Raw genomic sequence first — 25,380 nt, 5'->3', positions numbered from 1 at the left:
ACACGTTGAATGTACCGCTAAATAACGGTACATTCTTCCGCGACATGACTTCCCTTACTGGAAGGCCTGGTCGTGATCGCAGTTCGGGGACCAGTTGAGTTATCGGCGCTCGCAGATGCGCTGCATGCCGAGGACGTCGGTTATCGCAGATCGCTGCGCGCACGCCAAGTGCAGATGATCGCGATCGGCGGGGTGATCGGCACCGGGCTATTCCTGGGTGCCGGTGGGCGGCTCGCCAGCGCCGGACCGGGATTGTTCCTGGTGTATGCGGTGTGCGGCGTATTCGTCTTCTTCATCCTGCGCGCGCTCGGCGAACTGGTGCTGCATCGCCCCTCCGCCGGATCGTTCGTCTCCTATGCGCGCGAGTTCTACGGGGAGAAGCTGGCCTTCGCGGTCGGGTGGACCTACTTCTTCCACTGGTGCCTGACCGGGATCGTCGATATCACCGCCATCGCCACCTATGTGCACTACTGGGGCGCGTTCGAGGTCGTCCCGCACTGGGTGATCGCGCTCATCGCCCTGATCGCGGTGGTGAGCACCAATCTGATCTCGGTGCGCTGGTTCGGCGAACTGGAGTTCTGGGTCGCTCTGGTCAAAGTCGTTGCGCTGGTGGGCTTTCTGATCGTCGGCACGATTTTCCTGGCCGGTCGCTTCACAATTCAGGGTGCGCAGACCGGTGTCGGGGTGATAAGTCAGCACGGCGGGTTGTTCCCGACCGGTTTGCTGCCGCTGGTCACGGTGACGACCGGTGTCGTATTCGCCTATGCCGCAGTCGAACTGGTCGGCATCGCGGCCGGTGAGGCGGAGCGTCCGGAGACGATCATGCCGCGGTCGATCAACTCCGTCATCGCCCGCATCGGACTGTTCTACGTCGGTTCGCTGGTGCTGCTCGGACTGCTGTTGCCCTATACGGTCTTTCGGGCCGGTGAGAGCCCGTTCGTCACGTTCTTCGCGAAAATCGGTGTTCCGGCGGCCGGTTCGGTCATGAACCTGGTCGTGCTCACTGCCGCGTTCTCCAGCCTCAATGCCGGGCTGTACTCGACCGGCCGGATTCTGCGTTCGATGTCGATGAACGGCAGCGCGCCCGGTGTGGCGGCGCGCATGTCGCGGACGGGCGTACCCTACGTCGGTATTCTCGCCACCGGTGCGATCGCCCTGGTCGGCGTCGGGCTCGATGCGGTGGTGCCGGACAAGGCATTCGAGATCGTGCTGAACGCGTCGGCACTCGGCACCATTGTGTCGTGGACTGCGGTTGTGCTGTGTCACCTCCGACTCTGGCGGGAGTGGCGCCGCGGTCTGGCCTGGCGCCCGGCCTCCCGCCTACCCGGCGCCCCGTACACCGATGTGGCGACTCTGCTCTTCCTCGCCACCGTGGTAATCCTGATGGCCACCAGCGGCGACATGGTCCAGCGCACAGCCGTACTCGCCATGCTCGTCATCCTGGGGCCGGCTTTGGTCGGAGGCTGGTTCCTCGCGCGCCGAAAAGTGTTGCGAATAGCCAATATCCGACAACATCACACCGGCCAATTCGAGGTAGTTGCCGAGCGTCCGCCGCTCGGGCCCTCGGCCGAACCGGAAGTGATCGTCGAGGCTCCGAAATCCCGCTACGCCAACCCGGATCCGCTCTAAGGACTTGATTCTCGCGACGGTGCGTACTCGCTGTAGCAGCGATGGGCGGGCAATCGTCACGCTTCCTCGATCGGGCTAGCGGTCCACGTGGAGACCGGACCGGTAGGTTTGCTCGCTTTCTGTGGAAAATACTGAGCTACAGCCACTTTCGTGGGCGCTCTCTGCTCGATCGAGCCTGACCCTGGGCAATGTTACGGCGAAACCTGCGCCCGACGACGCGTCGGGCAGCGCGAATGTTCCGCGACCGCGCAGGACGAACAAACGGTGAACGGCCGTGGTCGGGATGAAGACGAAAAGCCAACGGGCTCTGATGTTTTCGCAGTGCTCTGTTCACTGATCGGAGGGTGGTCGTTCACGGCGCGTGATTAGCGTGTGAAGTTGTCGTTTCCGGAGACTGTTGAGCAGCTCCGAGTGTTGTCCGCTTCGATGCTCGTCTTGCCATGCCGTGCCTGCGATCCGGGGGTGCGCGGAAACGAATCAGGTTGTGGTCGTGAACAACTGGAGATCGGATTACTGGGATCCGGACCGGTGGCGGTTGCCCGCAGTGCTGCGAAGGTGTCGTGCGTGGATACGCGCCACGCGCCGTCGGCGCTGGACGGTCGGAGTGCTGCTCACTGTCTTCGTTCTGGTCGTCTTCCCTGGTCTACTCGGCGCTACAGCCTCGGCTACGGCCGAAAGCGGTACCCGGTCCGCCGGATCGTCGGTAGGTACTGCGCTCGGCTGGACTCATGTCGCCGATTCCTCGGGCGTCGAGGCCGCCGGCTATATCTTCGCCACCGACCACGGCGGCGTACTGAGTCCGGGAAATACCGCGATTTCCCTGGTGATCGGCCTGGAATTCGCGGGCTGGAAAATCATTGTGATCACGGCGATCTGGCTGATCGGCTACGCCCTGAGTTTCGAGTGGCTGAACCTCTTCTCGAAAGCACTGCTCGGTGTGGCGCACAGCCTGACCGGACAGATCGCGACGCCGATCATGCTGGTGACCGCGGCGACGATCGGCGCATTCTTCGTCGCGTGGTTCGTCGTGCGCGGCCTCTACTCCAAAGCCACCCTGCAAGTGGTGACCATGATCATGGTCGGATTGCTGGGACCGGTATTCCTTGCCGAGCCCCTCGCCGATGTGCTGTCGTCGGACGGCCTGCTTGCGAAGGGCCGCGATCTCGGCATCTCGGTGGCGGCCGGGCTGAACGGCGATAACAATATCGATCCGCACCACATGGTGGCGACCATGCAGGGCACGCTGACCGACAACTTCGCTCGTCGTCCGCTGCAGGTCTGGAACTTCGGGCATGTAGTCGACGAGCAGGCCTCTTGCCGTAGCGCGTGGTCGGCAGCTGTCACGGCACGCAGCGAAGACCGGGTGAAAAAGGGTATCGGCTCCTGCGGGGACAGCTCGGCCAAGGAATCGATGGAGAATCCGAATTTCGAGCAGATCGGCACCGGCTTATTACTGCTGTTGGCCGGGGCGATCCTGCTCGCCTTCGGAGCCGTGCTCGCGATCAAGGTGATCCGGGCGGCGCTCGACACGATCTACCACGGATTGATGTCGATCTTCGGTTTCGCCGCAGGCGGATTCGTGTACGGCCCCACGCAGACGTTCCTGATCCGCAATGTCGTCGACAGCTTCGTGGCTGCGGCACGGATGACCGCCTACACCATCTTCCTCGGCGTTTATGTGCTGATCCTGGGAGACCTGTTCAAGCTCGCCGGTGATCAGGTCATGGTGGTGTTCATCATCGGCGCGATCTTCGAAATCGTGGCGATCCTTCAGCTCAAACGCCTCAGTAAAAGTCTGGATCGCGGCAATGAGTGGATCGCGAATCGATTCGCACTGGCCGTGCAGGGCAGTGGTGGTGGCGCACGCGGTTCGGGTGGCAGCGCGACCGCCCTCGGCATGGGAGCGGCCGGGGCGGGCCATTCCATGCGAATGGGCATGCTGCCTGCTCTTGCCGCGTTCAGCACCGTCAGCAATTCGCCTGCGACCGAATGGCTCTGGGGTCGGACCCGTTCACCGCTGCGGCCGTTCGCCCGGATGGAGCGCGAGGCACAATTGGGCCAATGGGGATTCTGGGGCGCGCCGGGTGTGGGTGGCCCCGACGGCTCCTATGCCCAGGCATACGTGCACCGGCCTGTGTTCGCGCGGGCTGCCCGGGAGGCCGCCCTTGCCGCGCCGAATGGCGGCATCAATACCGTTCGCGGCGCGGCGGCGGCGATACAGGGTCTGGTGGATATCGGCGGGAAGATCACCGATGCACCGGCGGCATTGATGGCCGCCGGATTCACCGACGAGGACATCATGTTCAACGCCATTCGCTCGTCGTCGATCGTCGATGACAACGCCAAGGGCTGGACGCTCGGCAATAACCATCTCGGCCGCGTGGTGGCCGCGGTCCAACGTGTCCAGGACTCCTCGCTCCGACTCCTCGAGGGGGGCAGTTCCACCGGCGAAGTCGCCGCGGATCTCGCCACCTTGCAGGCCGCCGCATTCCGGTATCGGCGCTCGGCGCCCGCAGGCGTCACCCTTACCGCGGACGAGGACCGATTTGTCGCCTCATACCTGCGCACACCCACGGAGGACGTGGCACAGGATCTCCAAACAGTCGCTGGTGGCGGCACCCTCGGGTCTGGACGCCCATTGCATGGTGGTCCATTCGCAAGCGACGCCCTCGCCGCCCAGCGCATACTGGGGGAGATCGGAAGCAGACAGGCGGACCGTATCTTGGGCAGCGTCAACGATGTACTGCGTAATCCGGCGGACCAAGAATTGCTCCGCGTGGCTCGAGGCCACATCTCCGAAACGGTGCTCACCGACCAGGCGTTGAGCGGGGCCAAACGAACAGCGACGAACACGCCGACGCCGCCGAGGCAGGGCAGTCCGCAGCGACCCGGCTGGGCCCCGCCGATGGCCCGGGTCGGCGCTCGGCTGAATTGAGATGGTGCGCTGAATTGAGTTGGCGCGCTACCCGTTCAGCGCGTCGCGGATCATCGGCCACGACTTGTGCAGGTCTTCCTGCCAATAGCCCCACGAGTGGGTGCCGGTCGGGCGCAGGTCGAAGGTGGCGGGGATGTTCAGTTGCTGAAGGCGGTCGCGCAGAGCGTGCGCGCACTGGTTGGTAATGGCCTCCAGCACGCCGCCGTTGACGAGCTGCCCGACGAGTTTGCCCCCGTTACCTCGGATGCCGTGACCGCCGAGGGTGTCGAGCGGTCCGGGGACGCCGGTTCCGGTCGAGACGTAAACGGCTGTGCCGCGGAGCTTTTCGGCATGCACATAGGGGTCGTTTGCGGCCCAGGCCGGATCGCTGGGCGACCCCCACATATTGATCGGATTGCCCCGCCATCGTAGGACGACGGCATCGACCATGGCTTGGCCCAGCGGGTCACTGGTCTGGACGCAACCGCTGTAGGAGCCGATGGCCCGGTAGCGTCCGGGTGCCGCGAGCGCGAGCTGGAATACCGATGTCGCGGCCATGGAGATCCCCGCGATCGCGTCGGCGCCGCTGCCGTTGAAGGCCGAGTCGATGATCGGCGGTAGTTCCTGGGTGAGGAAGGTGGTCCAGCGTTGGCGGCCGAGGATCGGATCGTCGTCGCGCCAATCAGTGAAGTAGCTGCCATTGCCACCCATCGGAGTGACGACCGTGACCTGTTCGTCGCGGAAGAAATCGACGATATCCGTCTGCTCGGGCCAACTGCTGGCATCCGCGCCACCGCTGGCGCCGTTGAGCAGGTACAGGGTGGGTGCGCGTAGCGAACTATCGGGTGCCCGAAGCACTTTGACGAGAATATCGGCGTCCATCGCGGCCGAGTGCACCCGCAGGTCGAGCATGCCATCCGGGTTCTCGACCATGTCTACGAGGTAGGAGCCGTCGGCGGCGGGGCGAGCGGCGGTGGTGGCCGTGGTGACCGTGATCGGGCCACCGGGTTCCGAGCGTGCGGTCACGGGCACGGCGACCAGACCCACCGCGGAGATGAGCGCCATCAGCCTTGCAGTTCGCACTCGACTCTTCCTTCCCGCTACCCGATGCCGTCGTCACGATAGTCGGCGATTACCAGGGCGGATAAGGCTGTTTGGACGATCTTTCGGCGAAATCCATTGCTGCTGGGGAACATCACAAAGTTCGCGCCCGGCCATGGTCGACGGGCATTACATGCCGTTGACTGAGATTCTCCTGGCTTCACGAATTGAGGGCATCCGTTGGTCAATTTCGGTTTCTTCGATGAATGGCATCCCGAGGGCGGCCGGCTCACCGCATGGACGGCGTCGCCGAGCTCGCGGGCGGCGGTGCGGACCGCTCCGATACATGCGACAGGCCCCTCTTACCAGCAGGAGGCGTATCTGCGGACCGCGTATCGCAATGCCGATGCGGGCGTTCGAGCTTCGCGATTGTGCATGATTGCCTTCGATATTCCCGGCGCTCCGGTCTACGATGCGCTGACCCGCGCATGCAACGAATTCCTGCGCAGGCACGACACGTTTTGGAGCTGGTTTTCGTTTACCACCGACGGCCGGATCGTGCGGCATGTGGCGCGGCCGGAGGATATCGAATTCGCCGCTACCGACCACGGTGAATTCGCCGACGCCGACGCGATTCGCGACCGGGTACAGGCCGAAACTCCGGGCCCGTTCGAATGGGATTGCTTCAGCTTCGGCGTGATCGATCACGGTGATTCGTTTACGGTGTACGCGGCCGTGGATCATCTGCATACCGACGGGGTTGCGCAAGCGCTGTCGTGTGTGGATCTGCTGACGCTGTACGGCAACGAATTATCGGGTGGCCGAGTCCCCTCCACGCCCGTCGACGGTCACGTCGCGTACTGTGCGCGCGAACGCGAGCTCAATGAACAGCTCACGCTGGCGTCACCGCAGATCCGGCACTGGGTCGAGCTGCTGCACCTCAACGACGGTGAAATGCCGTCGTTTCCTCTGGATCTCGGACTGACCGACGGTGGCCACATCCGGGGTGCGCAGGTGACGCTGCCGCTGATGAGCGAGGCCGAAGCATTGCGATTCGAGCAGGTCTGCCAGGACAATGGGGGCCGATTCATCGGCGGACTGTTCACCGTGCTCGCCATGGCGGAGCTCGAATTGACCGGTCGGGATTGGTATTTCGGACTCACCCCCGCCAATACCCGCGCCACAGCCGGTGAGGCGACCTCAGTGGGCTGGTACACCAACCTCATTCCGGTCACCGCGGCGATCCGGCCGGATGACACCTTCACCTCGCTTGTCGCCTCGGTCCAGGACGCAACCGAGCGCGCCAAGGAGCTGACCGATATTTCGCCGCACCGGGTGCTCGAGCTGGTCACGCCGGATCTTGGCATCCGGACGAATCCGGGCTGGGCCGCGCCGATGCTGTCGTATGTCGATGTCCGCAGGATGGCGGGCGCGGAAATGTTCGATCGGATCAACGGCGGCCTGTACGGCAACCGGGCCAGTGCGAGCGAGGTCTATCTCTGGATCAACCGGTTCAACGATGTCACCAAGTTGAGCCTGATGTTTCCGGATACCCCGCAGGCACACGCCTCGATCGACCGGTACGCGAAGGCGCTGACCGCGGTCATCACCGCGGTGGTCGCGGACGGTGACTATGCCGTGCGGGTCGACGTCTTGTCATGACCGTCCGGCTTCCCGCGTTTTTGCCGACGAGGCGCTGATGACCACCGCGACCGAGGCGGATGGCGCTGATCGGCGAAATACCCTGCCGCCGTTCGCATTGCGTCCGGTGGGCGCGATCACCGCGCTCGTCGCGGTCGTGCTGCTGGCGCGAGCGGACCGATACGACTACTTCGGTGACGAACTGTACTTCATTTCAGCCGGTCATCGGCTCTCCTTCGGCTACGTCGACCAGGGGCCGTTGCTACCACTCATCGCTCGATGCATGGACTGGATCGATACGGGTTCACTTGTTGCACTGCGTATTCCGTCGATCATGGCGGCCGTGCTCGCGATCCTGACGGCCGCCGCGTCGGCCCGCGAATTCGGCGGCGGGGTTTTCGCGCAGGTACTGGCGGCACTGGCCTACGCCTGCTGTCCGTTCGCGATCACCCAGTCGGCCACGCTGTCGACGTTCGCTCTCGATGCCACGCTGGTTTCGGTGCTGATCTGGTTGACCGTGCGCTGGATCCGGATTCGTGACGATCGGCTCCTGATCGCGGCGGCCGCGGTCGTCGCGCTGGATCTACAGGTGAAACTACTGGCTCCGGTGCTGGTCGCCGGAATCGGTATCGGTGTCATTGTTTTCGGTCCGCGAGATCTGGTTCGGCAGCCTGCCCTGTGGTTCGGCGCCGCGTTTTCGGTAATGGCGGTGCTACCGGGACTGGTGTGGCAGGCGCGGCACGGGTGGCCGCAACTGGCTATGGGCGCGACGATACGAGCCGAACAGCAGACCGCCACCGGTGGAATCGCCGGATTGCCCATGCAGTTCGCCATGCTGACCGGTATCGGCGGATTCCTTGCCCTGGTGGGCATTTGGGCGTTGATCAGGCATTCCGCGCTGCGACCGTATCTGTTCATCGTCGTCACGGCCGCCGTCCAAGCGGGTTTCGTGCTGGTGACCGGGACGCGTGCGTACTACGTCGCGGGGCTACTTCCCATTTTGTTCGCCGCAGGTGCGGTGTGGGCGGAGGCCCGCGAGTTCCGCCGATGGGAGCGGGCCACGGGAATCGCTCTGTCCGCGCTCACCGCGACAATCGCTGTGGCCGCGGTGTCTCTGTTGCCGGTATCGTCGGCTACCCGAGATCGGCCGACGAGTACGCAGAGCGAGTTGTCCACCCGAATGCGCGTATTCGGCACCAGCGGTTGGCCGGAACTGCTTGCTGCCGTCGATAGCGCTTACCGCACAGTCGATCTCGGCGAGCACGCCGACACAGTCATTGTTACGCACACCTATTGGCAAGCAAGTGCGCTGGACCGGCTCGGCAGTCCCGGCCTGCCCCCGATCTACAGCCCCAACCGCGGATTCGCCTACTTCGGTCAGCCGTCGGAGACCGACTCCACGGTGCTGTACGTCGCCCCTGAAACAGCAGAACCGCTTTTGCGACATACATTTTCGGATGTCACGTCGGTGGCGCGTCTCGATGATCGACTCGGATTTCCCGGTATCAACCGCGAGATCGTCATCTGGCGCTGCGACCGCCTCATCCGCCCCTGGGCCGAAACCTGGCCGCAACTGACCACCAACGTGCTCGACCCGGGTATCTGACACCCCGCGGTCTCCGAGGAAAGGGACTCACCGATGAGATATACGAGCACCGGCATTGCCTGGTTCCAGCGAACCTGGTCGCTGCCAGAGCTTGTCGAGCGCAAAGGCGAGCGCATCATCTCCGTCGTCATCCCGGCGCTCAACGAGCAGGACACCATCACCGATGTGATCGCCGCGATCCGCGAGCTCGTCGGCACGCTTGTCGACGAACTGATCGTCATCGACTCCGGCTCGACCGACGACACCATGGTGCGAGCCCGAGCGGCCGGTGCGACCGCGGTCTACACCCGCGAGCAGGCCCTCGAGGGACTGTCGCCACGCCCGGGCAAAGGCGAGGTGCTGTGGCGCTCGCTGGCGGTGGCAAACGGTGATGTCATCGTTTTCCACGACTCCGACCTGGTGGCGCCGGACCCGCGATTCGTACCGGCCTTGGTGGCGCCGCTGCTATTCGACGAGCAATTGAAGCTGGTCAAGGGCTACTACCGGCGGCCACTGGCCACCGATCCATTCGGCGACGCCGACGGTGGCGGGCGCGTCACCCAACTGGTGGCGCGTCCATTACTTGCCGCGCTGGCCCCCGAACTCGCGGAGGTGCTGCAGCCGCTGGGCGGGGAATACGCGGCGACGCGAGACCTGTTGACCAGCCTCCCGTTCGCGCCCGGCTACGGCGTCGAGATCGGCATCCTCATCGATACCTGGCAGCGCCACGGCGCACACGCGATCGGCCAGGTGGACCTCGGCACCCGGATCCACCGCAACCGGCCCACCCACGAGCTGGCCGCCATGAGCCGCCAGATAGTCGCAACCATGCTCGACCGGTTCGGCATTCGCGACTCGGGCCGCGGACTGATCCAATACCGCCCCGACGGCGCGACCTGGCGACGTACAACGAGCACGGTCTCCCTGGCCGACCGCCCCGCTATGTCGGCGCTGCCCTCGGCACCGATCACCGACGAAATCGCCTCCGCCGCAGTCGAACACTTGCTTTTTGCCTGGTAGAAACTTCATATCGCTCAGGAGCACTCGTGATCGGTACCATCGACAGCGCCGGGCTTGTTCGAGTCCGCTTGTTATGTGTCGCAATGGTTCTCGTCATCTGCGGGGCGCCTGCCGCTGTGGTGCGCGCCCAGCCACCGCAGGAACCGATAGCGGAGTCCGCCGACGGGTCGCGCCTGGACCGCATCCAGCAACGGAACGACCGCCTGATCGACATATCCGTCTATTCGGCCGCGATGAACACCGCCTTCCCGGCACAGGTGTTGCGCGCCCGCGACGAGGACGCGCCCGCACCCACGCTGTACCTGCTCAACGGGGCCAACGGCGGTGTCGGCGGCAGTTGGTACGACGAAACCGATGTGGCGGACTTCTTCCGCGACAAGCAGGTCAATGTCGTCATCCCCATCGGCGGCGCGGGCAGCTATTTCACCGATTGGCGGTCCGATGATCCGCTGCTCGGGCGGCAGCGCTGGACTACCTTCCTGACCGAAGAACTGCCGCCGATCATCGACCGGGCATTCAACGGCAACGGCGCCAATGCCATTGCCGGGCTTTCGATGTCCGCGACCTCGGTGTTCCAGCTCGCACTGGCGGCGCCAGGCCGGTACCGGGCGATCGGCTCCTACAGCGGTTGCGTCCGCACCAGTGATCCGCAGGGACAGGCGTTCGTCACCGGCGTCGTCGCGCGTTGGCGCGGCAATGCCGTGAATATGTGGGGCCCGCCCGCGGATCCGGCGTGGGCCGCCAATGATCCCTACCTGCACGCCGATCGGCTGCGCGGCACCGCCATCTATGTTTCCGCGGGAACCGGCGCACTCGGCCCGTTCGACACCCCTGAAGGCACGCGGGGCGACCTGATCCAGCTGGTGTGGCAGGTGATGTTCGGTGTGCCGCTGGAAGCGGTCATGAACATGTGCACCCACCAACTGCACGACCGGCTCGAATCCCTCGGCATTCCCGCCACTTTCGATTTCCGATCGAACGGCACGCATTCCTGGGGCTATTGGCAGGAGGACCTGCACAAGTCCTGGCCGATATTCGAAGCCGCCTTGACCGAGTGAGCGTCGGCTCGGTGCGCGTCATCGAAATCCACGGAAGGTTTTGTGTCGGTTCACCATCGACCGCCTGGTGCGTGTCACACACCGAAATCTGTCGTAGCGTGACCGACCGACGCTGCAGTCGAACGGGGAAATGCCATGACGGTCACGAATGATCCGATCGAACCGAATTTCGCGGCATTGTCGCGCAAGATCGTGAACCGACTCGAAAGCGTACCGGGCGAAGGGCTCGATGGCGCCGTCCAGAGCGACCTGATCACGATCGCGCGCTGTGGTCTGGAAGGGCTCACCGCCGCGATTCGTACAGGTAGGCCGGTATCAGAGCGAACCGTTGCCCGGCTCGAAGCCATCGCGGCCAGAATGGCGGATCGGGAGTTGCCGATCGCGCTGATCCAGCACGTCATGCATGCCGGTATCAAAGCCGGTTTCGAACTCGTCGCATCCGATGGGCCGCGGTCGGTTCGGCAGGGGTTCTACACCGACGGCACCCGGCTCATCCAAGCGACACAGGCGCTTTCGACCGCGGTATTGCGCGGGTACGTCGGCGAAGTGCGTGCCATGACCGGTGATCGCAGAGTCGCCGCGCAGACGCTGGTCTCGGCGCTGCTGGCCGGAAAAGCGGATCCGACGATGGCACACCGATGCGACACCGAACTCTCGCGGTCCTATTTCGTGGTCGCGGTCGCGCTGGGACCGCATCCCGACGAGAACGATCGTCGACTCGATTCCCGGGTGGTCGCGCGCCGCAAGCTGCGGCGCGTCCAAGCCGAGCTGGCGACCCTTCGTGAATGCCAGGTGTTATCGATACTCAGCGTCGACGGCGGAACCATCCTGATCCCAACGGAATTCGCGGCTGATGTCGAGAAAAGACTGGACGACCTGGTCGCTCGGCTGACCCGCGCCGCTGCCGCACCGATAATCGCGACATTCACGGCATCGCCGCGCAGCCGGATTCCCCATGCCGCCGACCGCGTGCACAAACTGCTCGACCTCGCGCAGCGCCTGGATCGCGGACCCGGTTTGCACCGGTTCGAAGATCTGGCGCATGAGTACCAACTGATCCAGCCGGGTCCCGGCTACCGGCACCTGCGCGCGATCCTCGATCCACTGCGGGCCGAGCCCGGACTCCTCGACACCCTGCGCGCCTACTTCGCCGCGCAAGGCAAACGCGCGCCGACCGCCCGCCGACTCGGCGTCTCGACCAGCGCCGTCCGCCGCCGCCTCATCAGAATCGCCGAATTGACCGGACTCGATCCCGAAAATGCCACCGACGCCTGGTATCTGAGATCGAGTCTGGTCGCATGCACCTTCGCCGACTTTCCATCGAGACATGCGCCGGGCACGACGTTATGCCTGGTCGGGTCCTGAGTCGCCGGTGTCCGACGGCGCGGCCGGTAGTCCTTCGCTCGCCCGCAGCTTCTCCGCCATGGTGGCGAGCAGATTCTGCGATTCCTCGGAAAGGTCGAAAGCCCGGCTCGATAGTCGGCGCAGGTGGTAGCCCTGGAGCTGAGAGAGCAGTTCCAGGTCGTGGTCGATTTTGGCGGCGTAGACGTCGTTGAAGAAGTAGTCCGGTTTGACCTTGAAGAACTTGGCGAGAGCGGCCATGGTCTCGTTGGACGGGTTGGCGCGCTGTCCCGAACGCAATTGGGACAGATAGGGTTTCGAGATCGGGTGTCCGGAGTTCGTCAACGCGTCGGCGACTTCCGCGTTGGTATGCGAGCGGCGGCCGGGGGGATGCACGGTTTCGAATAGCTTGTTCAACCGCTCGGCGAAATCAGCCATCTGAGGTGCCCATCTTCTTCGCAGATCGAAACATCGGCCTCGCAGGTTACCGTGCCCGCTCGCGGACCACTCGGGCGACGTCGATGCGTTGCACCACCGGAAGGCCCCTTCGTCGAGTCGATTGGACAATCGCCTTGGGCGTACGTCCAATCCAACTCCGACAATGGCACTCTGCAATAGTTGTCATAAGCAAGACGGTGTTAGCGGGTAAGGTCCTTACGTCACACCGACGGAGGAGGATGATGGCGACGTCAGCCCGCTCGACACCATCGGACTCGGTCGACGAGGTCACCGATGCATTGCTGACCGCGTCCCGCCTGCTCATGGCCATCTCAGCCCGCTCGATCGCGCACGTCGACGATACGATCACGCTGCCGCAGTTCCGTACTCTGGTGATCCTCGCGACGCAAGGCCCGAGCAATCTGGCCACCTTGGCGCAGCAGCTGGATGTGCAGCCTTCGACCGCGACCAGGATGGTCGAGCGACTCGTATCAGCGGAATTGCTTACCCGGCAACCCAATCCGCAGTCCCGTCGCGAGCAGATCGTCGATCTCACCGAGCACGGGCGCCACGTCGTCGCCGAGGTGACCGCGCGCCGTCGCGCGGAAATCGCCCGCGTCGTACAGACCATGCCCGCTGCTCAGCGGCAGGGGCTGGTGCGAGCGCTGACCGCGTTCACCACCGCGGGGGAGGAGTGCGGAGCCGCCAAGGGGCTGCAGGCGTACCCGCTCTAGCTAGCCGCGCGCGACAACCAGTTCCGGCTCGCGCTCGGGCTTATCGGGCACCTCGTCGTCCGGGAATCGACGCCTGGGCCGGCCATGAGCCCACTGCAAGGCGGCCAGCCCGGCGAGTCCGGCAAGTGCCGCCGCACTGCTGATCTTCCACCCGGGTGGCCGCCAGGACAGGAGCAATTCCGCGTTGTCGGTGTTCGGCGGGATGTCGACGGCGATGAAGGTGCCCGCCACCGTCGTGAACGGAATATCGGTGCCGTTGAGGGTGACTCGATAACCCGGCCAGCCGAGGCGAGCGAAGACGACACGTCCGCCGCCGGGTGAGGTGACCCGGATCCGGCTGGTGACACTGTCGCGTGACACCGAACTCGCTTGTACGCCTTCGGCATCGGCGATCAGTCCATTGCGGGTCGAGAGCGGACCGTCGACCCGTTCGAGTACCCAGATGTAGCGTTCGTGGCCCGGGTAGTCGACCCACTGCCAGCCCGGTGGTGCGGGGTGGTCGCGGGCATCGGGGAATTGGGCCCGCTGCAGGACGACCCGATCGACCTTCATCAGATCGACAATCGTTTTGCCAGTGGAGGATTCGGTCGAAAATGCGCGACGGTAGGCGTCCGGACAGGTGCTGCCGTCCCAACCCATGCACAGCAGCGCGCTGAAGGCGGCATATCCGATCGGGGTGTACGCGTTGACGTAGTCCAAGGGCAGGTTCTTGGCGTAATTGCCGAAGGCGAGGGACCCGTATGCGCCCGCGAGGCTCTTATCGCTCGGCTGCACGAGCGCGCGATCGGCGAGTTGCAGTGTGACACCGGGGAAATCAGGGAAGGTCGCCTGCATCTGCGAGCGCCGTTCCGGAAAGTTGTACGACATCGGCGTCGGCGGTGCGCCGCGCACCTGCGAGTTGGCGATCGGGAACATCGCCACGATGGTCAGCAGGCAGGCCACCGCGACCCCTCGAGTGCGGATCACCCACAGCACCGCGGCCCCGAGCGCGGTCACCGCGACGACCGCGACGAGATGCCACACCAGCAGTGCCGGCGCGGCCGAGAACGACCGCAGGAACAGCAGTCCGATCAATACCCCCGCGGCCGTCCCGCGACGTCGCCACTGCTCGAAAGTGCCGTGGCGACTGAGTAGTACGCACACCAGCACCAGCAAACCGAGCGCGAGCATCGGCAACACCCTGGCGGGCCACCGCAGCGGGCCGATACGACCCGGCCCCGCGGTCCACATCAACATCCCCGCGGCGAAGATCGCGATCGAACCGAGGTCCCGCGCCGACTTCAGCGCCGCCCGCCAATCGATGAATGCCAGCGCGGGAATCAGGAACCACGCGATGTACACCATGGGCAGCGGCTGTATATAGCCCCACCATCCGGTGAATGCGGGCACGGTGCTGGGCAGGCTGGCATTGAGCGATTCCGACCACGGCACCGTCAGGAACGGGTCGTTGAGCACCCGCTCGTTTCCGCGCCAGGTCACCGCCGAGGACAGCACACCGGGCAGATAGGTCGCCAACCCCGCGAGACCCGCGCATCCCGCCGCGAGCAGCAGCCGGATCGAGGGTCGCCATCCGCGGTGGTAGAAGAATTCGCCGACGGCGACCGCACCGATCATCAATGCCGATTCGACTGCGGGAAAGACATATTGGACCGAGATCGCCAGATACAGGAATACGAAGACCGGGATCGGTCCGCCCCGGCCACGCGAATAACGCACCGCCGCGGCCCAGGCCTGCACCATCCACGCGGTGCCGGTCAGTGAGGTCGCCCAGCTGGCCTCGTCGAAGAACAGGAACCACCCACTCAGCGTGAACGCGACCCCGGCGACCGCCGCCCAAGGCGCACGCGCGTCGTATGCCAGACAGATCCGGAACACGCCCAGCGCGGCGATGATCGAGAAGACCAGCTTCACCACCGTGACGAACAGCGCGAGGTTGTCGACCGACGGCGCGATCAGGTCGACCAGCAGCTGTGGCGGGTTGTAGATTCCGGCTTCTTCCAGCGCATAGTTGCCCGACATCCACTCCCACGGCACCAGCGCGGGAAACCGCCCCTCCCGCAGCTGGCGACCGAGCATGACCCACATCGGCCCGTACTGGGATTCGGTGTCATCGGTATAGAAGTGCCGTCCGTTTGCCAGCAGCACCGCCGCATAGCCAAGGACCACGCCGACCCCGGTGATCGTCCCCCATCGACACACATCCCTCGGTGATCCAACAGCCGCACTCGATGCCACGAGTCCGAGACACTACCGGACCGGGGCAGTATGCAACAGTTGCTATCTGCATCTGTCTCGCTGCCCGATGGTCAGAGCTCGTTCAGGCCGATATGACCGTCCTGCAGTGCGCGCGCCAGCAATGCGGCCTTGGTCGACGCCGGTCGGCCTGCGGCATGGTACTTGTCGCGGATGCGTGCGAGGTGGGTGTTGACCGTGCCCGCCGAGATGTAGAGCTGTTGACACACTTCGGTTTTGGAATCGCTGAGGATCCAGGCTCGCAGCACTTCGCGCTCGCGCGGGCTGAGCGACGGAACGAAGTTGTGCGCTGCTCGCGGCACGGACGTATGACCAGTGAAGGTGAGCACGGATGCTTCCTCTCGCCGAACTCGGGTGGGGACAGGATGTTCGGTCCCCGACCGTTGCCTGCGGCGCAATCACCTTGTCCTGCATATGTTCTCCCACCCATCGAAACACGGTTGCTGCGTAGTTACGACGCGACTCGAGGCGATCGGCACAGAATGGCTCGGGCTCGATCGTTCCGGCAAAATCAGCCAAACCGAACGGTGTGCTGGGCAAGATCTTGCTGAGCGGATGGGGCGCGCGGGTGGTGACGCGCCCCATCCGCTATCCGGTGATCACTGGGTTACGTCGGGCATTTGACGGTGTAGTCCCAATCGGTCCCGTTCGGACCGGTGACGCGCACCAGCACGGCCGTCGCGCTCCCCGGCGGGACATTGACCACCACCGACCCGGTTCCTTCGTTGATATTGTCGCCGACATACCCCGTACTGCGGATCAGGGATCCTTCGTAGAACACCTCGATCAGATCCGGGATGCTGTAGGTCTCATAGACCAGCACGAACGATGTCGGGCCGCTCCTGCCGAGTTGGTGCATCGTGTCGGTGACCCCCGCACCGCCGGATTTGGTCGATTGGTTGCAGCGTTGCGTCTGCGGCGGTGCGGACTGGCCGCCGCCGCTGCTGCCGCTGCTTCCACTACCCCCACCGCTACTGCCCCCGTCGCTGCTCCCCGCACTGCCTGTTCCCGGATTCGCGGACACACCCGCCGAACCCGCGAGGACGACCGCCGCCGCCAGCACCACGGCCGCGGCCACGCTACGCGCACCCGATTGTCGAATTCCCGCCTTGCCCAACACTTTTCCTCCCACAGTTCGTTGTCGAACATCCGCTGTCAACGATGCCAAGCGGACAGTTCGCCGAATATCCGTCGTTCGCACGACACCCCCGTCGGGAGCTGTTGTCGACGGCGAAACTGTTGCGTGGCTACCGAATCCGGTGTGGACACGTGCGGCTACTGTGGAGTTGCGTTGATGGCGTCGCGGACCGTGGATTCCGGGTTGCCGAGGAATTTCGGGTCCGGTTCGCTCAGCGGAATAGTGCGGCCGAAACCGGCGGTTGTAGAGATATGGAGATCACCGAGTTCCCTGGATACGAGTGGACAACCGTCGCGGATTCGCCTGTGCGAGAGCTGTTTCCGGGCATTCGCTCACGGGCGCTGTGGCGCGGGGCGAACGACGCGAAAGCGTACGTGCTGGAAATGGATCCGGGCACCGCATGGGAGGGCATCGATCTGCACGAACCCGGGCCGGAGGAGGTCTTCGTAGTGTCCGGCACGTTCAACGACGGATTCCGCGACTATCCGGCCGGATCGTTCATCCACGCTCCGGCCGGATCGTCACACATCCCGCAGTCGAGCACCGGCTGCACACTGTTCGTCTTCTACCCCGAGGGCTGAAGTCGTCGAGTTACTCGCGGTTGAACCGCTCCCGGACCGCGTCCATTCGGGCGCGCAACTCGTCCGGGACTATCACTCCACGATCCATCAGCGTGTGGGCCGTCACGACGACCGATCGGGTGTGTACGGGAAAGTCGTGGTAGATCGTCTCACCGAGCGCATCCTCGGCATGACGGCGTTCCAGATTGTCCAATGCGCCGCGCCAGGACAGGCATTCGCATGTCGCCTGCATGCTCGACTCCCATGGGTCGGGCTTGCGATCGAGTTCGGGCAGCGCGTTCTCCCGCCGCGACTCCGGATCGAGGGTGCGCAGGAGCACGTCGTACGGGCTGCTTGTCACCGACCGCTCCTTTCCGAGGCGGCCTCGACCTGGTCCGGCGGCGCCTGCGCGGTCCAGTCGACCTGCGGCACGGCCACGCCGATCATCGTGTCCCGGGTAACGATGGCGGCCAGCTGTTCCTCCGTCCAGCCCTCGGTGCCCGCCGGGCGCATCGGCATCACCATGAACCGGGACTTCTGATTCGAATCGTGCACCCGGACCTCTACCTCGGGTGAGATATGCAGGCCGAATTCGGCGAGCACCTGACGGGGCCAACGCACCAGGCGCCGACGGTAATTGGGGGTGCGATACCAGTCCGGCGACATACCGAGAACCGGTCGCGGATAGCACGAACACAGCGTGCAGACGATCACGTTGTGCACCTCGGGCGTATTCTCCAGCACGTAGAAGTAGGTGTAGTCGCTCGGCGTTCCGGAGCCGGTCGGGTCGCGCCAGTCGATGCCGACCTCCTTGCACGTCTCGGTGCCGTCGGCGAGCAGGCGCGCCTTGAACTCGGGATCCGTCCACGCCTTCGCGACCAGTTTCGATCCGCCGTGCGGCCCGACCGATTCCGCCCATTCGGAGAACCGTCGGTGGTCTTCTTGCGAAAAGAGGCCCTTCTCGATGGCGAGCTCGCGAACCGCGGTCTCCAGGATCTCGAACTCGCTGATCTGCGAGCTCGTCTGGATCGGCGCATGCGCCCCGTGATCGTGGGTCTGACTCACTTGGCATCCTCCTCTGCGGGCTCGAGCCAGCGCTCGGAGACCTCCGTCTCCAGGGTGTCGACGTCGAAGCCGGTGTATTTGGGCCAAAGATCTGTCTGGCGGAATCGCACGACGTAGAACGGTTCGAAGCGACCGTCGTCACGTCCCCAGGCCTCGTCTTCCGGAATCACCCATTCGGGTCGGTATTCGACGACGACACCCGTTCGACCACGGGTGTAGGCCTGGGTGCGAGTGTGGAACATCGACGTCGCGTTTCGAACCCGGACGCGATCGCCGATTGCATACTTCCTGGTCATTGCCGCGCCTCCAGCCGTGCGCGTACCTCGTCCAATTTCGCGGACAGTTCGTCGGGGGTGATCAAACCCTTGTTGATCAGAACCTTCGCCGCGACGGTCGCCCAGCGCGCGTAATAGGGCAGGCCGAAGTACAGCGTCGCGCCGAGGTCGTTTTCGGCTCGTCGGCGCTCCTCGGAATTCCACACGCCACGCCAGCCGAGGCATTCGCAGGTGACGTAGGTGTTCATCTCCCAGGGTTCTTCATCTTTTTCGCGGTACTCGACCGGCACGTCCGGCTGTCCGCCCACGTCGTGCAGGACGTGTCGAAGTGCGGTGAACAATTCGTTCGAGATCTCGTACGGCGAGTCCAGCGGTTTGCGGAAAACGGGAGCGAGATCTGCTACGCGAGTTTGAACTTCGTCGAATCGATTCGGTGAACTCATGAGGTCTCCGTAGTGACGGATCCGATGTTCCCCCGGCCGAGTGATCGCATACGGCGCACACCCGGCTGCGGGGCCGCGAGCCCCTATTCACATTGCGTTGATCCGACTGACAAGGCTACACGTCAAGATCGTTCGATTGAAGCCGCCGCCGCCCGCCGTGTCACCCGAAAGGCCACCATGACCTGCTCGGACGCGGATTCGGCGCGGTGCATGAGCACCGCAGCTCGGGCGGCACGTCGAACAGCACCTGTTCGACGTGCTCACCGCACCCTCGATAGGTGGGCTTACCGCATTTCGGGCAAACGGCACGTTGACACATTGGGTCTCCTTCAGGGGTGATACCCACAGGGGTATGGCGGAGTTAGATCTTTCACTCGACCCGAGCTTGGCATGTCATATACCCCAGGGGGTATTGTGCTCACAGGATCACATACCCATGGGGGTATAGAGAGGATCGAGCATGCGAGTGACAGAGCAAGGCATGACCGCCACCGGAACGACCGGTGGTCTGGGCCGATTGGGTGCGGCTATGACAGATCGGGCGCGATGGGTGTTCGGCGTGTGGTTGCTGACGCTGGTCGCGTTGGGTGCGGCCGCGCCTACGGTGTTCGACTCCCTGGCCGGTGCGGGCTGGCAGGCGAACGGATCGGAGTCGGTGCAGGTTCGGGAACTCGCCGAACAGCACTTCGGCGGTAACTCGGCGGCTGCGGTTCAGGTCGTCGTCCACTCGGACACGGCCACTGTCGACAGTGGCCGGATGCGTCAGGTGATCGGGGAGATCACCGACGTGCTGGGGCGGGACTCGCGCTTCGGTGCGGTGATACCGCCGCAGCAGGGGATGACGATCAGCGCCGACGGGCACACCGGCATTCTCATCGCGGGCGCGAATGCGAACACCGACGACATGGTCGCCGCGGTCGACGATCGGAAGGCGGAGTTGACCGCACTGTCCGGCAATGGGGTCGAGGTCTATCCGACCGGGTCCTCGGCGCTGTGGAGTGACTTCAACAAGGCCAATCACGACGCCATGATGAAGGCCGAAATGTTTTCCTGGCCGGTCACTTTGGGCATTATGGTGATCGCCTTCGGTTCCCTGGTGGCCGCCGGGCTGCCGCTATTGCTGACGCTGGCCGGGCTGGTTGCCTCGGCGGGCGGTCTGGTGCTGCTGAACCAGATGACGCCGATCTCGGTGTGGGCGATGAACTTCGCCATGATGTTCGCACTCGCCCTAGGTATCGACTACGCGCTGTTCATCGTGTCCCGCTTCCGTGACGCCATTCGGCAGACAGGCGATGCGCGGGCCGCGGTCGCCGAGACCATGGACACCGCGGGCAAGGCGGTTCTGCTGTCCGGATCGACCGTGCTGGTGAGTCTTTCGGCCGTACTGATCGTGCCCGCCCCGGCGGTGCGGACGATGGCGGTCGGCATCATGTTCGCGGTGTCGTTCGTCCTGCTCGCCACGCTGACCCTGCTGCCCGCGACATTGGGCAAATTGGGGCGCAAGGTGAATGCCGTTTCGCTGCCGCATGTGCAGCGGCAGCAACACCGATCGCCGCGCTTCGCGGCCTGGGCCGAACTGCAGCACCGGCGGCCGTGGCCGTTCGCGATCGGCGCGCTGGCGGTACTCATAGGCTTGGCGATTCCGGTCTTCGGCCTGAAGGTGGCAATGCCCTCGATCGCGGTCGTGCCCGAGGATGCTCCGGTGCACCGCGGCTACGAATTGGTGCAGCAGCAGTTCGGGGCGGGCGCTCCCGGGATGCTGCAGATAGTCGCTGCGCAAGACATCGGCGCGCGGGCAGCCGAGATTGCGTCGGCGACCGACGGCATCGCCATGGTCACCCCGCCGCAGCCCGCCTCAGACGGCAGTGGTCTCGTCATGCTGCAGGCCATGCCGGAGGTCGATCCGTCGGATGCGTCCATGGGCGCGACCCTCGACATGCTGCGTGATCGGCTGCCCGACGGCGCGTTGGTCGGTGGCGCGGCGGCGGAGAATCTCGATCTGCAGCAGGCGCTCGACGACTACTTGCCGATCATCGTGGGCGTCATCCTGGTACTCGGCTTCGGGTTGCTGCTGATCGCTTTGCGGGCTCCGCTGATCGCGCTGCTGGGCACCGTGGTGAGCCTGCTGTCCACGGCGGCGGCCTTCGGTGTGGCGAAACTGGTGTTCCAGGACGGGCACGGCGCGAGCCTGCTCGGCTTCACCCCGCAGGGATTCCTGGACGGCTGGGGACCGGTGTTCTTCTTCGCCATGATCTTCGCCATCGCGATGGACTACACGGTGTTCCTACTGGCCACCGCGAAGGAGCACTACGAGTTGTCGAATGATCCGAAGGTCGCGCACGTGGACGGTGTGGCGCATTCGGGCCGGGTCATCTTCGCCGCGGCGGCGGTCATGGTGGCGGTGTTCTTCACCTTCGCGCTGGCGGATCCATTGCCGCCCAAGGAAATGGGCATCATCCTCGGTGTCGCGGTGCTGCTGGACGCGGTGCTTATCCGACTGGTGCTGTTGCCGGTGCTATTGCGCCTGACCGGTCGTGCGGCCTGGTGGTCACCGGCCTGGCTGCAGAAGGTGCTGCCCGCCATCAGCTTCTCGCACTGACCCCGGAAGCCGCATATACCCCGGCGGGTATACTGGGTAATTCGATCGAAGGAGACGATTCTCATGGTTGGTGACGAGGAAAGCATCGCCCAGGTGCTCAACCGCCTGCGCCGCGCACACGGACAACTCGCGGGCGTGATCTCGATGATCGAACAGGGCCGCGACTGCAAAGATGTCGTCACCCAACTCGCCGCGGTATCCCGTGCCCTCGACCGCGCGGGCTTCAAGATAGTCGCCAGCGGCCTGCGCGAATGCCTGACCCGGGAAACGCCCGAAGGTTCGGAACCCATGACCGTCGACGAACTCGAAAAGCTGTTCCTGGCCCTGGCCTGACCCGAAGGATCAGAACGATCCTGGTCACGATCGCAGTGGCCGCGGCGAGCCGGTTCTACTCGATGCCGTCGTGCGCCGGTTGCGGGTGCGCTCCCTCCAATTGCGCCGCGGCTCTGGAGATTTCATCTGCTTTTCGAAGGGGCGCGCAACGGTTGGCGCACTTCCGCGCTGGTCGCGGGCATTGTGGGCGTGATCGCCGCCGCCGGATTCGTTGTCTGGGAATTGCGTCATCCCAACCCGATGCTCGACATCCGCAAGTTCGGCAACCGTGCCTTCGCCGGTGCGAATCTCGCTGTGCTGCTGTTCTTCTTGGCTGCTTTCGGTTCGATCTGTTACGTCACCCGGCATTTGCAGTTCGTGCTCGGAGACGATGCACTCGAGACGGGCGTGCGGTTGCTGCCGCTGGCGGGCGCGGTCTTCGTCGGCTCGGCGATCACCGGTGTACTGACTCCGCGCCTCGGGCTGCGCGCGATGGTCGTGGCGGGCATGATGCTCGGCATTCTCGCCCTGGTGGTCCCCATCCGGGTCGACGCCGAATCCGGCTACGCCGCGTTCGCCTGGCCGCTGGTGCTGCTGGGCCTCGCGATCGGCCTGAGCGTCTCACCGGCCACCGACACGATCATGGACGCCTTCCCGGAAGAAGGCATACGCCGGTGCGGTGTACCTCTACACCGCGGCCCATCAGGATGCTGTTGCGGCCCGGCATGTTTCCGGTGCCGAGTGCGGTTCCTGCTCGCGGTCGGCGACCTGCTGGTTGCCTGGCGACTGCTCGTCGCCGCCGAAATCGCGCTCGCCGCTCTCGGCTCCGGCACCGGCGATCGAACCTTCTATGAGGGCAAGGTCGCCGTCGCCTCGTTCTTCGCCAAGACCGTCCCGCCCGGTCTCGGCGCCGATTGGGCGGTCATTTCCGATATCGACGCCACCGCAATGGAACTCGACGACGCGGCGCTCTGACGCCTGTCTCGATGGTCTAACAGGTTGCTGACCATTGCTGCGTTTATGAGGAAATCATCAGTTGTTGTGTTATCGTACCGGTGTTGTGCGTGATCGCTTTGCTGATGTGTCAATCGGTGGCTCGGTGAGAGGACCCGTATGTCCCGGTATCTGTTCGCCCTCGGCCAGGTCGTAGCGCGTCGCCGCTGGTGGGTGCTCGCACTGTGGATCGTCCTGCTGGTCGGCGCGATCGGTTTCGCCGTCGGCGCCGGTGGTAAGACCAACGACAACTTCACCGTTCCTGGCACCGAGTCGCAGGATGCCGTGTCATTGCTGCAGCAGCGGATGCCCGCGTTCAGTGGCGCGCAGATGCAGGTTGTTTTCGAAACCCCCGCCGTGGCCAAGGTGACCGACCAGCAGGTGACCGCCGAGATCGAACGGGCAATGGCGGGGTTGAAGGGACTGCCGCAGGTCGCGGCGGTCGTCGATCCGTTCGAGGCGCAGGCGGTGTCGCCGAATCAGCGTGTGGCACTGGGCAGCGTGCAGTTCGCGGTGTCGGCGGGCGAGGTCGGCGAGGGCACCCTCGACGAGGTGGATCGCATCGCCGACTCGGCTCGCGATGCCGGTCTCACGGTGGAATTCTCCGGTGCGGTGTATCCGGGCTTCACGGCCGAGATCCCGCATACCCCGGAGATTCTCGGCATCGTCGCGGCATTCATCATTCTGCTGATCACCTTCGGCGCGGTGGTCGCCGCCGGACTGCCCATCATTACCGCGCTGGTGGGCGTGGGTATCGGGCTCACCGGGATTCTGGGCGTCGCCGCCTTCGTCGACGTGGCCTCGGCGGCGACGTCGCTGGCGCTGATGCTCGGTCTGTCCTGTGGCATCGACTACGCGCTGTTCATCCTGTCGCGGCATCGGCACCAGATCGTGCTGGGCATGGCTGCGGACGAGTCGATTCCGCTTGCCGTCGGAACCGCGGGCAGTTCGGTCGTATTCGCGGCGATAACCGTGATCATCGCACTGTGCGGCCTGGCGGTCGCGGGCATTCCCTTCCTCACCGTCATGGGGCTGACCGCGGCGGGTGCGGTGCTGGTCGCCATGCTGGTCGCACTGACACTGCTGCCCGCGCTACTCGGCTTCGCCGGCGATATGGTCGCCAAGTTCATCTCGCCGCCGCTGCATCCAGGCAAGCCGCAGGAGGTCGCGCGCATCGCCGCCTACGAGCCCGAACGCACATTCGGGCACGCGTGGGGCCGATTCGTCACCCGATTCCGGATCCCGATGCTGGTTCTCGGTATCGCCGTTCTCGCCGCACTGGCTATCCCGGCCACGCGCATGGACCTCGGATTGCCCAGCGGTGAAACGCAATCGGAGTCGAGCACCGCCCGGAAGGCGTACAACATCGTCAGCGGGTCGTTCGGCCCCGGTTTCAACGGACCCCTGCTGGTTGTCACCGACCTGTCGGCCGCTACCAGTCCGGACGCCGCACAAACACTGATGGGCCGACTGCGGCAGGTGCCCGGCGTCGCCGCCGTCCAGCCCGCGGGCTCCGGCAACGGGTTGCTGCTCGTCCAGGTGATCCCGAAGACCGGTCCCAACGACTCCGCGACCACCGATCTGGTGCACCGGCTGCGTGACGATCGCGACAACATCGAAAGTGGCACCGGCGCAAAGTATCTCGTCGGTGGCACGACGGCAGCGAACATCGACACCTCGAACCAGTTGGCGAAGGCGCTGCCCCCCTTCCTCGCGGTCGTCGTGGGTCTGGCGCTGGTATTGCTCACGATCGCGTTCCGCACGATTCTGGTCCCGCTGTCCTCGATCGTCGGATTCATCCTGTCGGTCTTCGCCGCCCTCGGCGCCCAGGTCGCGGTATTCCAATGGGGCTGGGGTGCAAGCTTTTTCGACGTGACCAAGGCGCAGACGCTGAGCTTCCTGCCGATCATCACGCTGGCCATCATCTTCGGCCTGTCCAGCGACTATCAGATCTTCGTCGTATCCCGGATCAAGGAGGAGCACACGCGCACCGGCGAGGCCATCAGTTCGGTGCAGAACGGCGTCGCGCACTCCGCGCGCGTCGTCACCGCGGCGGCGCTGATCATGTGCGCGGTATTCGTCGCCTTCACCACCACCGACAATCCGATCGTCAAACCCCTGGCGTTCACCCTGGCGGTCGGTGTCCTGCTCGATGCCTTCATCGTCCGGCTGACCCTGGTGCCCGCGGTCATGGCCATCATTGGAAACCGCATGTGGTACCACCCGCGCTGGTTCGCCCGCTATGTCCCCGACCTCGACATCGAGGGTGTCGAACTCGAACGCCGATTCGGTCACCACGCCGAAGCCGAAGTGCCGCAGGACATTACCGGCGTGTCGTGAC

The 25,380-nt window shown here is 64.7% G+C and carries 22 protein-coding genes; 13 read left to right on the top strand and 9 right to left on the bottom strand.

The features are described from left to right. Window positions 1-72 precede the first annotated feature (72 nt). Together ACQPZ2_RS37280 and ACQPZ2_RS37275 are read left to right on the top strand one after the other, a co-directional pair. The gene (locus ACQPZ2_RS37280; protein WP_433522695.1) at window positions 73-1,629 is read left to right on the top strand and encodes an amino acid permease; all 1,557 of its coding nucleotides are present in this window, start codon (window positions 73-75) and stop codon (window positions 1,627-1,629) included. A gap of 490 nt (window positions 1,630-2,119) precedes the next feature. Beyond that, entirely contained in the window at window positions 2,120-4,564 is a 2,445-nt protein-coding gene (locus tag ACQPZ2_RS37275; RefSeq protein WP_433522694.1) for a hypothetical protein, read from the top strand. A gap of 27 nt (window positions 4,565-4,591) precedes the next feature. On the opposite strand, the gene ACQPZ2_RS37270 is transcribed toward ACQPZ2_RS37275, so the two are convergent. Beyond that, on the bottom strand, window positions 4,592-5,608 hold the full coding sequence (locus ACQPZ2_RS37270; RefSeq protein ID WP_433527625.1) for an alpha/beta hydrolase: 1,017 nt from the start codon (window positions 5,606-5,608) through the stop codon (window positions 4,592-4,594). 216 nt (window positions 5,609-5,824) lie between these two features. Here ACQPZ2_RS37270 and ACQPZ2_RS37265 point away from each other — a divergent pair, with 216 nt between their 5' ends. From ACQPZ2_RS37265 to ACQPZ2_RS37245, 5 genes are all read left to right on the top strand, one after another. After that, window positions 5,825-7,246 (top strand): condensation domain-containing protein, encoded by a 1,422-nt coding sequence (locus ACQPZ2_RS37265; protein WP_433522693.1) that lies wholly within the window; start codon window positions 5,825-5,827, stop codon window positions 7,244-7,246. 37 nt (window positions 7,247-7,283) lie between these two features. Then, window positions 7,284-8,831: a glycosyltransferase family 39 protein gene (locus tag ACQPZ2_RS37260; protein ID WP_433522692.1), complete on the top strand. Its 1,548-nt coding sequence runs from the start codon at window positions 7,284-7,286 to the stop codon at window positions 8,829-8,831. Window positions 8,832-8,864: 33 nt separating this feature from the next. Beyond that, on the top strand, window positions 8,865-9,830 hold the full coding sequence (locus ACQPZ2_RS37255; RefSeq protein WP_433522691.1) for a glucosyl-3-phosphoglycerate synthase: 966 nt from the start codon (window positions 8,865-8,867) through the stop codon (window positions 9,828-9,830). A 26-nt stretch (window positions 9,831-9,856) separates the two neighbouring features. Continuing rightward, a complete protein-coding gene (locus ACQPZ2_RS37250) occupies window positions 9,857-10,888 on the top strand; it encodes an alpha/beta hydrolase (RefSeq protein ID WP_433522690.1) in 1,032 nt (343 codons plus the stop codon). Window positions 10,889-11,023: 135 nt separating this feature from the next. Further along, window positions 11,024-12,253 carry a PucR family transcriptional regulator gene (locus tag ACQPZ2_RS37245; RefSeq protein ID WP_433522689.1) on the top strand — a complete coding sequence of 410 codons (1,230 nt, stop codon included), beginning with the start codon at window positions 11,024-11,026 and terminating at the stop codon, window positions 12,251-12,253. Here the strand turns inward: ACQPZ2_RS37245 and ACQPZ2_RS37240 are convergent. After that, the gene (locus ACQPZ2_RS37240) at window positions 12,233-12,667 is read right to left on the bottom strand and encodes a helix-turn-helix domain-containing protein (RefSeq protein ID WP_433522688.1); all 435 of its coding nucleotides are present in this window, start codon (window positions 12,665-12,667) and stop codon (window positions 12,233-12,235) included. The genes ACQPZ2_RS37245 and ACQPZ2_RS37240 overlap by 21 nt on opposite strands. Window positions 12,668-12,906: 239 nt before the next feature. Here ACQPZ2_RS37240 and ACQPZ2_RS37235 point away from each other — a divergent pair, with 239 nt between their 5' ends. Further along, window positions 12,907-13,401, top strand: a complete 495-nt coding sequence (locus ACQPZ2_RS37235; protein ID WP_373283277.1) for a MarR family winged helix-turn-helix transcriptional regulator — start codon at window positions 12,907-12,909, stop codon at window positions 13,399-13,401. Here the strand turns inward: ACQPZ2_RS37235 and ACQPZ2_RS37230 are convergent, their stop codons facing one another. From ACQPZ2_RS37230 to ACQPZ2_RS37220, 3 genes are all read right to left on the bottom strand, one after another. Next, window positions 13,402-15,600, bottom strand: a complete 2,199-nt coding sequence (locus ACQPZ2_RS37230; RefSeq protein WP_433522687.1) for a hypothetical protein — start codon at window positions 15,598-15,600, stop codon at window positions 13,402-13,404. It abuts the gene before it with no gap. A 107-nt stretch (window positions 15,601-15,707) separates the two neighbouring features. Then, on the bottom strand, window positions 15,708-15,983 hold the full coding sequence (locus ACQPZ2_RS37225) for a response regulator transcription factor (protein WP_063043118.1): 276 nt from the start codon (window positions 15,981-15,983) through the stop codon (window positions 15,708-15,710). Window positions 15,984-16,261: 278 nt separating this feature from the next. Next, the gene (locus ACQPZ2_RS37220; protein WP_433522686.1) at window positions 16,262-16,774 is read right to left on the bottom strand and encodes a hypothetical protein; all 513 of its coding nucleotides are present in this window, start codon (window positions 16,772-16,774) and stop codon (window positions 16,262-16,264) included. Window positions 16,775-17,043: 269 nt separating this feature from the next. Here ACQPZ2_RS37220 and ACQPZ2_RS37215 point away from each other — a divergent pair, with 269 nt between their 5' ends. Further along, complete coding sequence (locus ACQPZ2_RS37215; protein ID WP_433522685.1) at window positions 17,044-17,373, top strand: cupin domain-containing protein; 330 nt, start codon at window positions 17,044-17,046, stop codon at window positions 17,371-17,373. Window positions 17,374-17,383: 10 nt separating this feature from the next. Here the strand turns inward: ACQPZ2_RS37215 and ACQPZ2_RS37210 are convergent, their stop codons facing one another. The 4 genes from ACQPZ2_RS37210 to ACQPZ2_RS37195 are packed head-to-tail and all read right to left on the bottom strand — an operon-like array spanning window position 17,384 to window position 19,135. Then, window positions 17,384-17,713 carry an SH3-like domain-containing protein gene (locus tag ACQPZ2_RS37210; RefSeq protein ID WP_063043121.1) on the bottom strand — a complete coding sequence of 110 codons (330 nt, stop codon included), beginning with the start codon at window positions 17,711-17,713 and terminating at the stop codon, window positions 17,384-17,386. Beyond that, window positions 17,710-18,417 (bottom strand): thiocyanate hydrolase subunit gamma, encoded by a 708-nt coding sequence (gene scnC, locus ACQPZ2_RS37205; protein ID WP_433522684.1) that lies wholly within the window; start codon window positions 18,415-18,417, stop codon window positions 17,710-17,712. Before scnC ends, ACQPZ2_RS37210 begins: the two co-directional genes overlap by 4 nt. Next, window positions 18,414-18,713: an SH3-like domain-containing protein gene (locus ACQPZ2_RS37200; RefSeq protein ID WP_433522683.1), complete on the bottom strand. Its 300-nt coding sequence runs from the start codon at window positions 18,711-18,713 to the stop codon at window positions 18,414-18,416. The genes scnC and ACQPZ2_RS37200 overlap by 4 nt, the downstream gene beginning before the upstream one ends. After that, a complete protein-coding gene (locus ACQPZ2_RS37195; RefSeq protein WP_040699665.1) occupies window positions 18,710-19,135 on the bottom strand; it encodes an SH3-like domain-containing protein in 426 nt (141 codons plus the stop codon). The genes ACQPZ2_RS37200 and ACQPZ2_RS37195 overlap by 4 nt, the downstream gene beginning before the upstream one ends. A gap of 460 nt (window positions 19,136-19,595) precedes the next feature. On the opposite strand from ACQPZ2_RS37195, the gene ACQPZ2_RS37190 reads away from it, so the two are divergent. The 4 genes from ACQPZ2_RS37190 to ACQPZ2_RS37175 all read left to right on the top strand — a co-directional run bounded on the left by ACQPZ2_RS37190 (window position 19,596) and on the right by ACQPZ2_RS37175 (window position 25,379). Further along, window positions 19,596-21,734 carry an MMPL family transporter gene (locus ACQPZ2_RS37190; protein WP_433522682.1) on the top strand — a complete coding sequence of 713 codons (2,139 nt, stop codon included), beginning with the start codon at window positions 19,596-19,598 and terminating at the stop codon, window positions 21,732-21,734. A gap of 63 nt (window positions 21,735-21,797) precedes the next feature. Next, complete coding sequence (locus ACQPZ2_RS37185; protein ID WP_063043125.1) at window positions 21,798-22,067, top strand: metal-sensitive transcriptional regulator; 270 nt, start codon at window positions 21,798-21,800, stop codon at window positions 22,065-22,067. A 99-nt stretch (window positions 22,068-22,166) separates the two neighbouring features. Then, on the top strand, window positions 22,167-23,021 hold the full coding sequence (locus ACQPZ2_RS37180) for an MFS transporter (protein WP_433527624.1): 855 nt from the start codon (window positions 22,167-22,169) through the stop codon (window positions 23,019-23,021). A 138-nt stretch (window positions 23,022-23,159) separates the two neighbouring features. Continuing rightward, window positions 23,160-25,379 carry an MMPL family transporter gene (locus ACQPZ2_RS37175; RefSeq protein WP_433522681.1) on the top strand — a complete coding sequence of 740 codons (2,220 nt, stop codon included), beginning with the start codon at window positions 23,160-23,162 and terminating at the stop codon, window positions 25,377-25,379. Window position 25,380 lies beyond the last annotated feature (1 nt).

The organism is Nocardia pseudovaccinii (assembly GCF_050942345.1).
Taxonomy (GTDB): domain Bacteria; phylum Actinomycetota; class Actinomycetes; order Mycobacteriales; family Mycobacteriaceae; genus Nocardia; species Nocardia pseudovaccinii.
The sequence above is the reverse complement of the archived record's forward strand: the minus strand, read 5'-3'. Positions and strand labels throughout refer to the sequence as shown.

Excerpts from the sequence above, each read along its gene's own strand:
- ACQPZ2_RS37270 (WP_433527625.1), bottom strand. The coding sequence starts at position 5,608 with ATGGCGCTCATCTCCGCGGTGGGTCTGGTCGCCGTGCCCGTGACCGCA.
- ACQPZ2_RS37260 (WP_433522692.1), top strand. The coding sequence starts at position 7,284 with ATGACCACCGCGACCGAGGCGGATGGCGCTGATCGGCGAAATACCCTG.
- ACQPZ2_RS37255 (WP_433522691.1), top strand. The coding sequence starts at position 8,865 with ATGAGATATACGAGCACCGGCATTGCCTGGTTCCAGCGAACCTGGTCG.
- ACQPZ2_RS37245 (WP_433522689.1), top strand. The coding sequence starts at position 11,024 with ATGACGGTCACGAATGATCCGATCGAACCGAATTTCGCGGCATTGTCG.
- ACQPZ2_RS37240 (WP_433522688.1), bottom strand. The coding sequence starts at position 12,667 with ATGGCTGATTTCGCCGAGCGGTTGAACAAGCTATTCGAAACCGTGCAT.
- ACQPZ2_RS37235 (WP_373283277.1), top strand. The coding sequence starts at position 12,907 with ATGATGGCGACGTCAGCCCGCTCGACACCATCGGACTCGGTCGACGAG.
- ACQPZ2_RS37215 (WP_433522685.1), top strand. The coding sequence starts at position 17,044 with ATGGAGATCACCGAGTTCCCTGGATACGAGTGGACAACCGTCGCGGAT.
- ACQPZ2_RS37200 (WP_433522683.1), bottom strand. The coding sequence starts at position 18,713 with ATGACCAGGAAGTATGCAATCGGCGATCGCGTCCGGGTTCGAAACGCG.
- ACQPZ2_RS37195 (WP_040699665.1), bottom strand. The coding sequence starts at position 19,135 with ATGAGTTCACCGAATCGATTCGACGAAGTTCAAACTCGCGTAGCAGAT.
- ACQPZ2_RS37190 (WP_433522682.1), top strand. The coding sequence starts at position 19,596 with ATGCGAGTGACAGAGCAAGGCATGACCGCCACCGGAACGACCGGTGGT.
- ACQPZ2_RS37185 (WP_063043125.1), top strand. The coding sequence starts at position 21,798 with ATGGTTGGTGACGAGGAAAGCATCGCCCAGGTGCTCAACCGCCTGCGC.
- ACQPZ2_RS37175 (WP_433522681.1), top strand. The coding sequence starts at position 23,160 with ATGTCCCGGTATCTGTTCGCCCTCGGCCAGGTCGTAGCGCGTCGCCGC.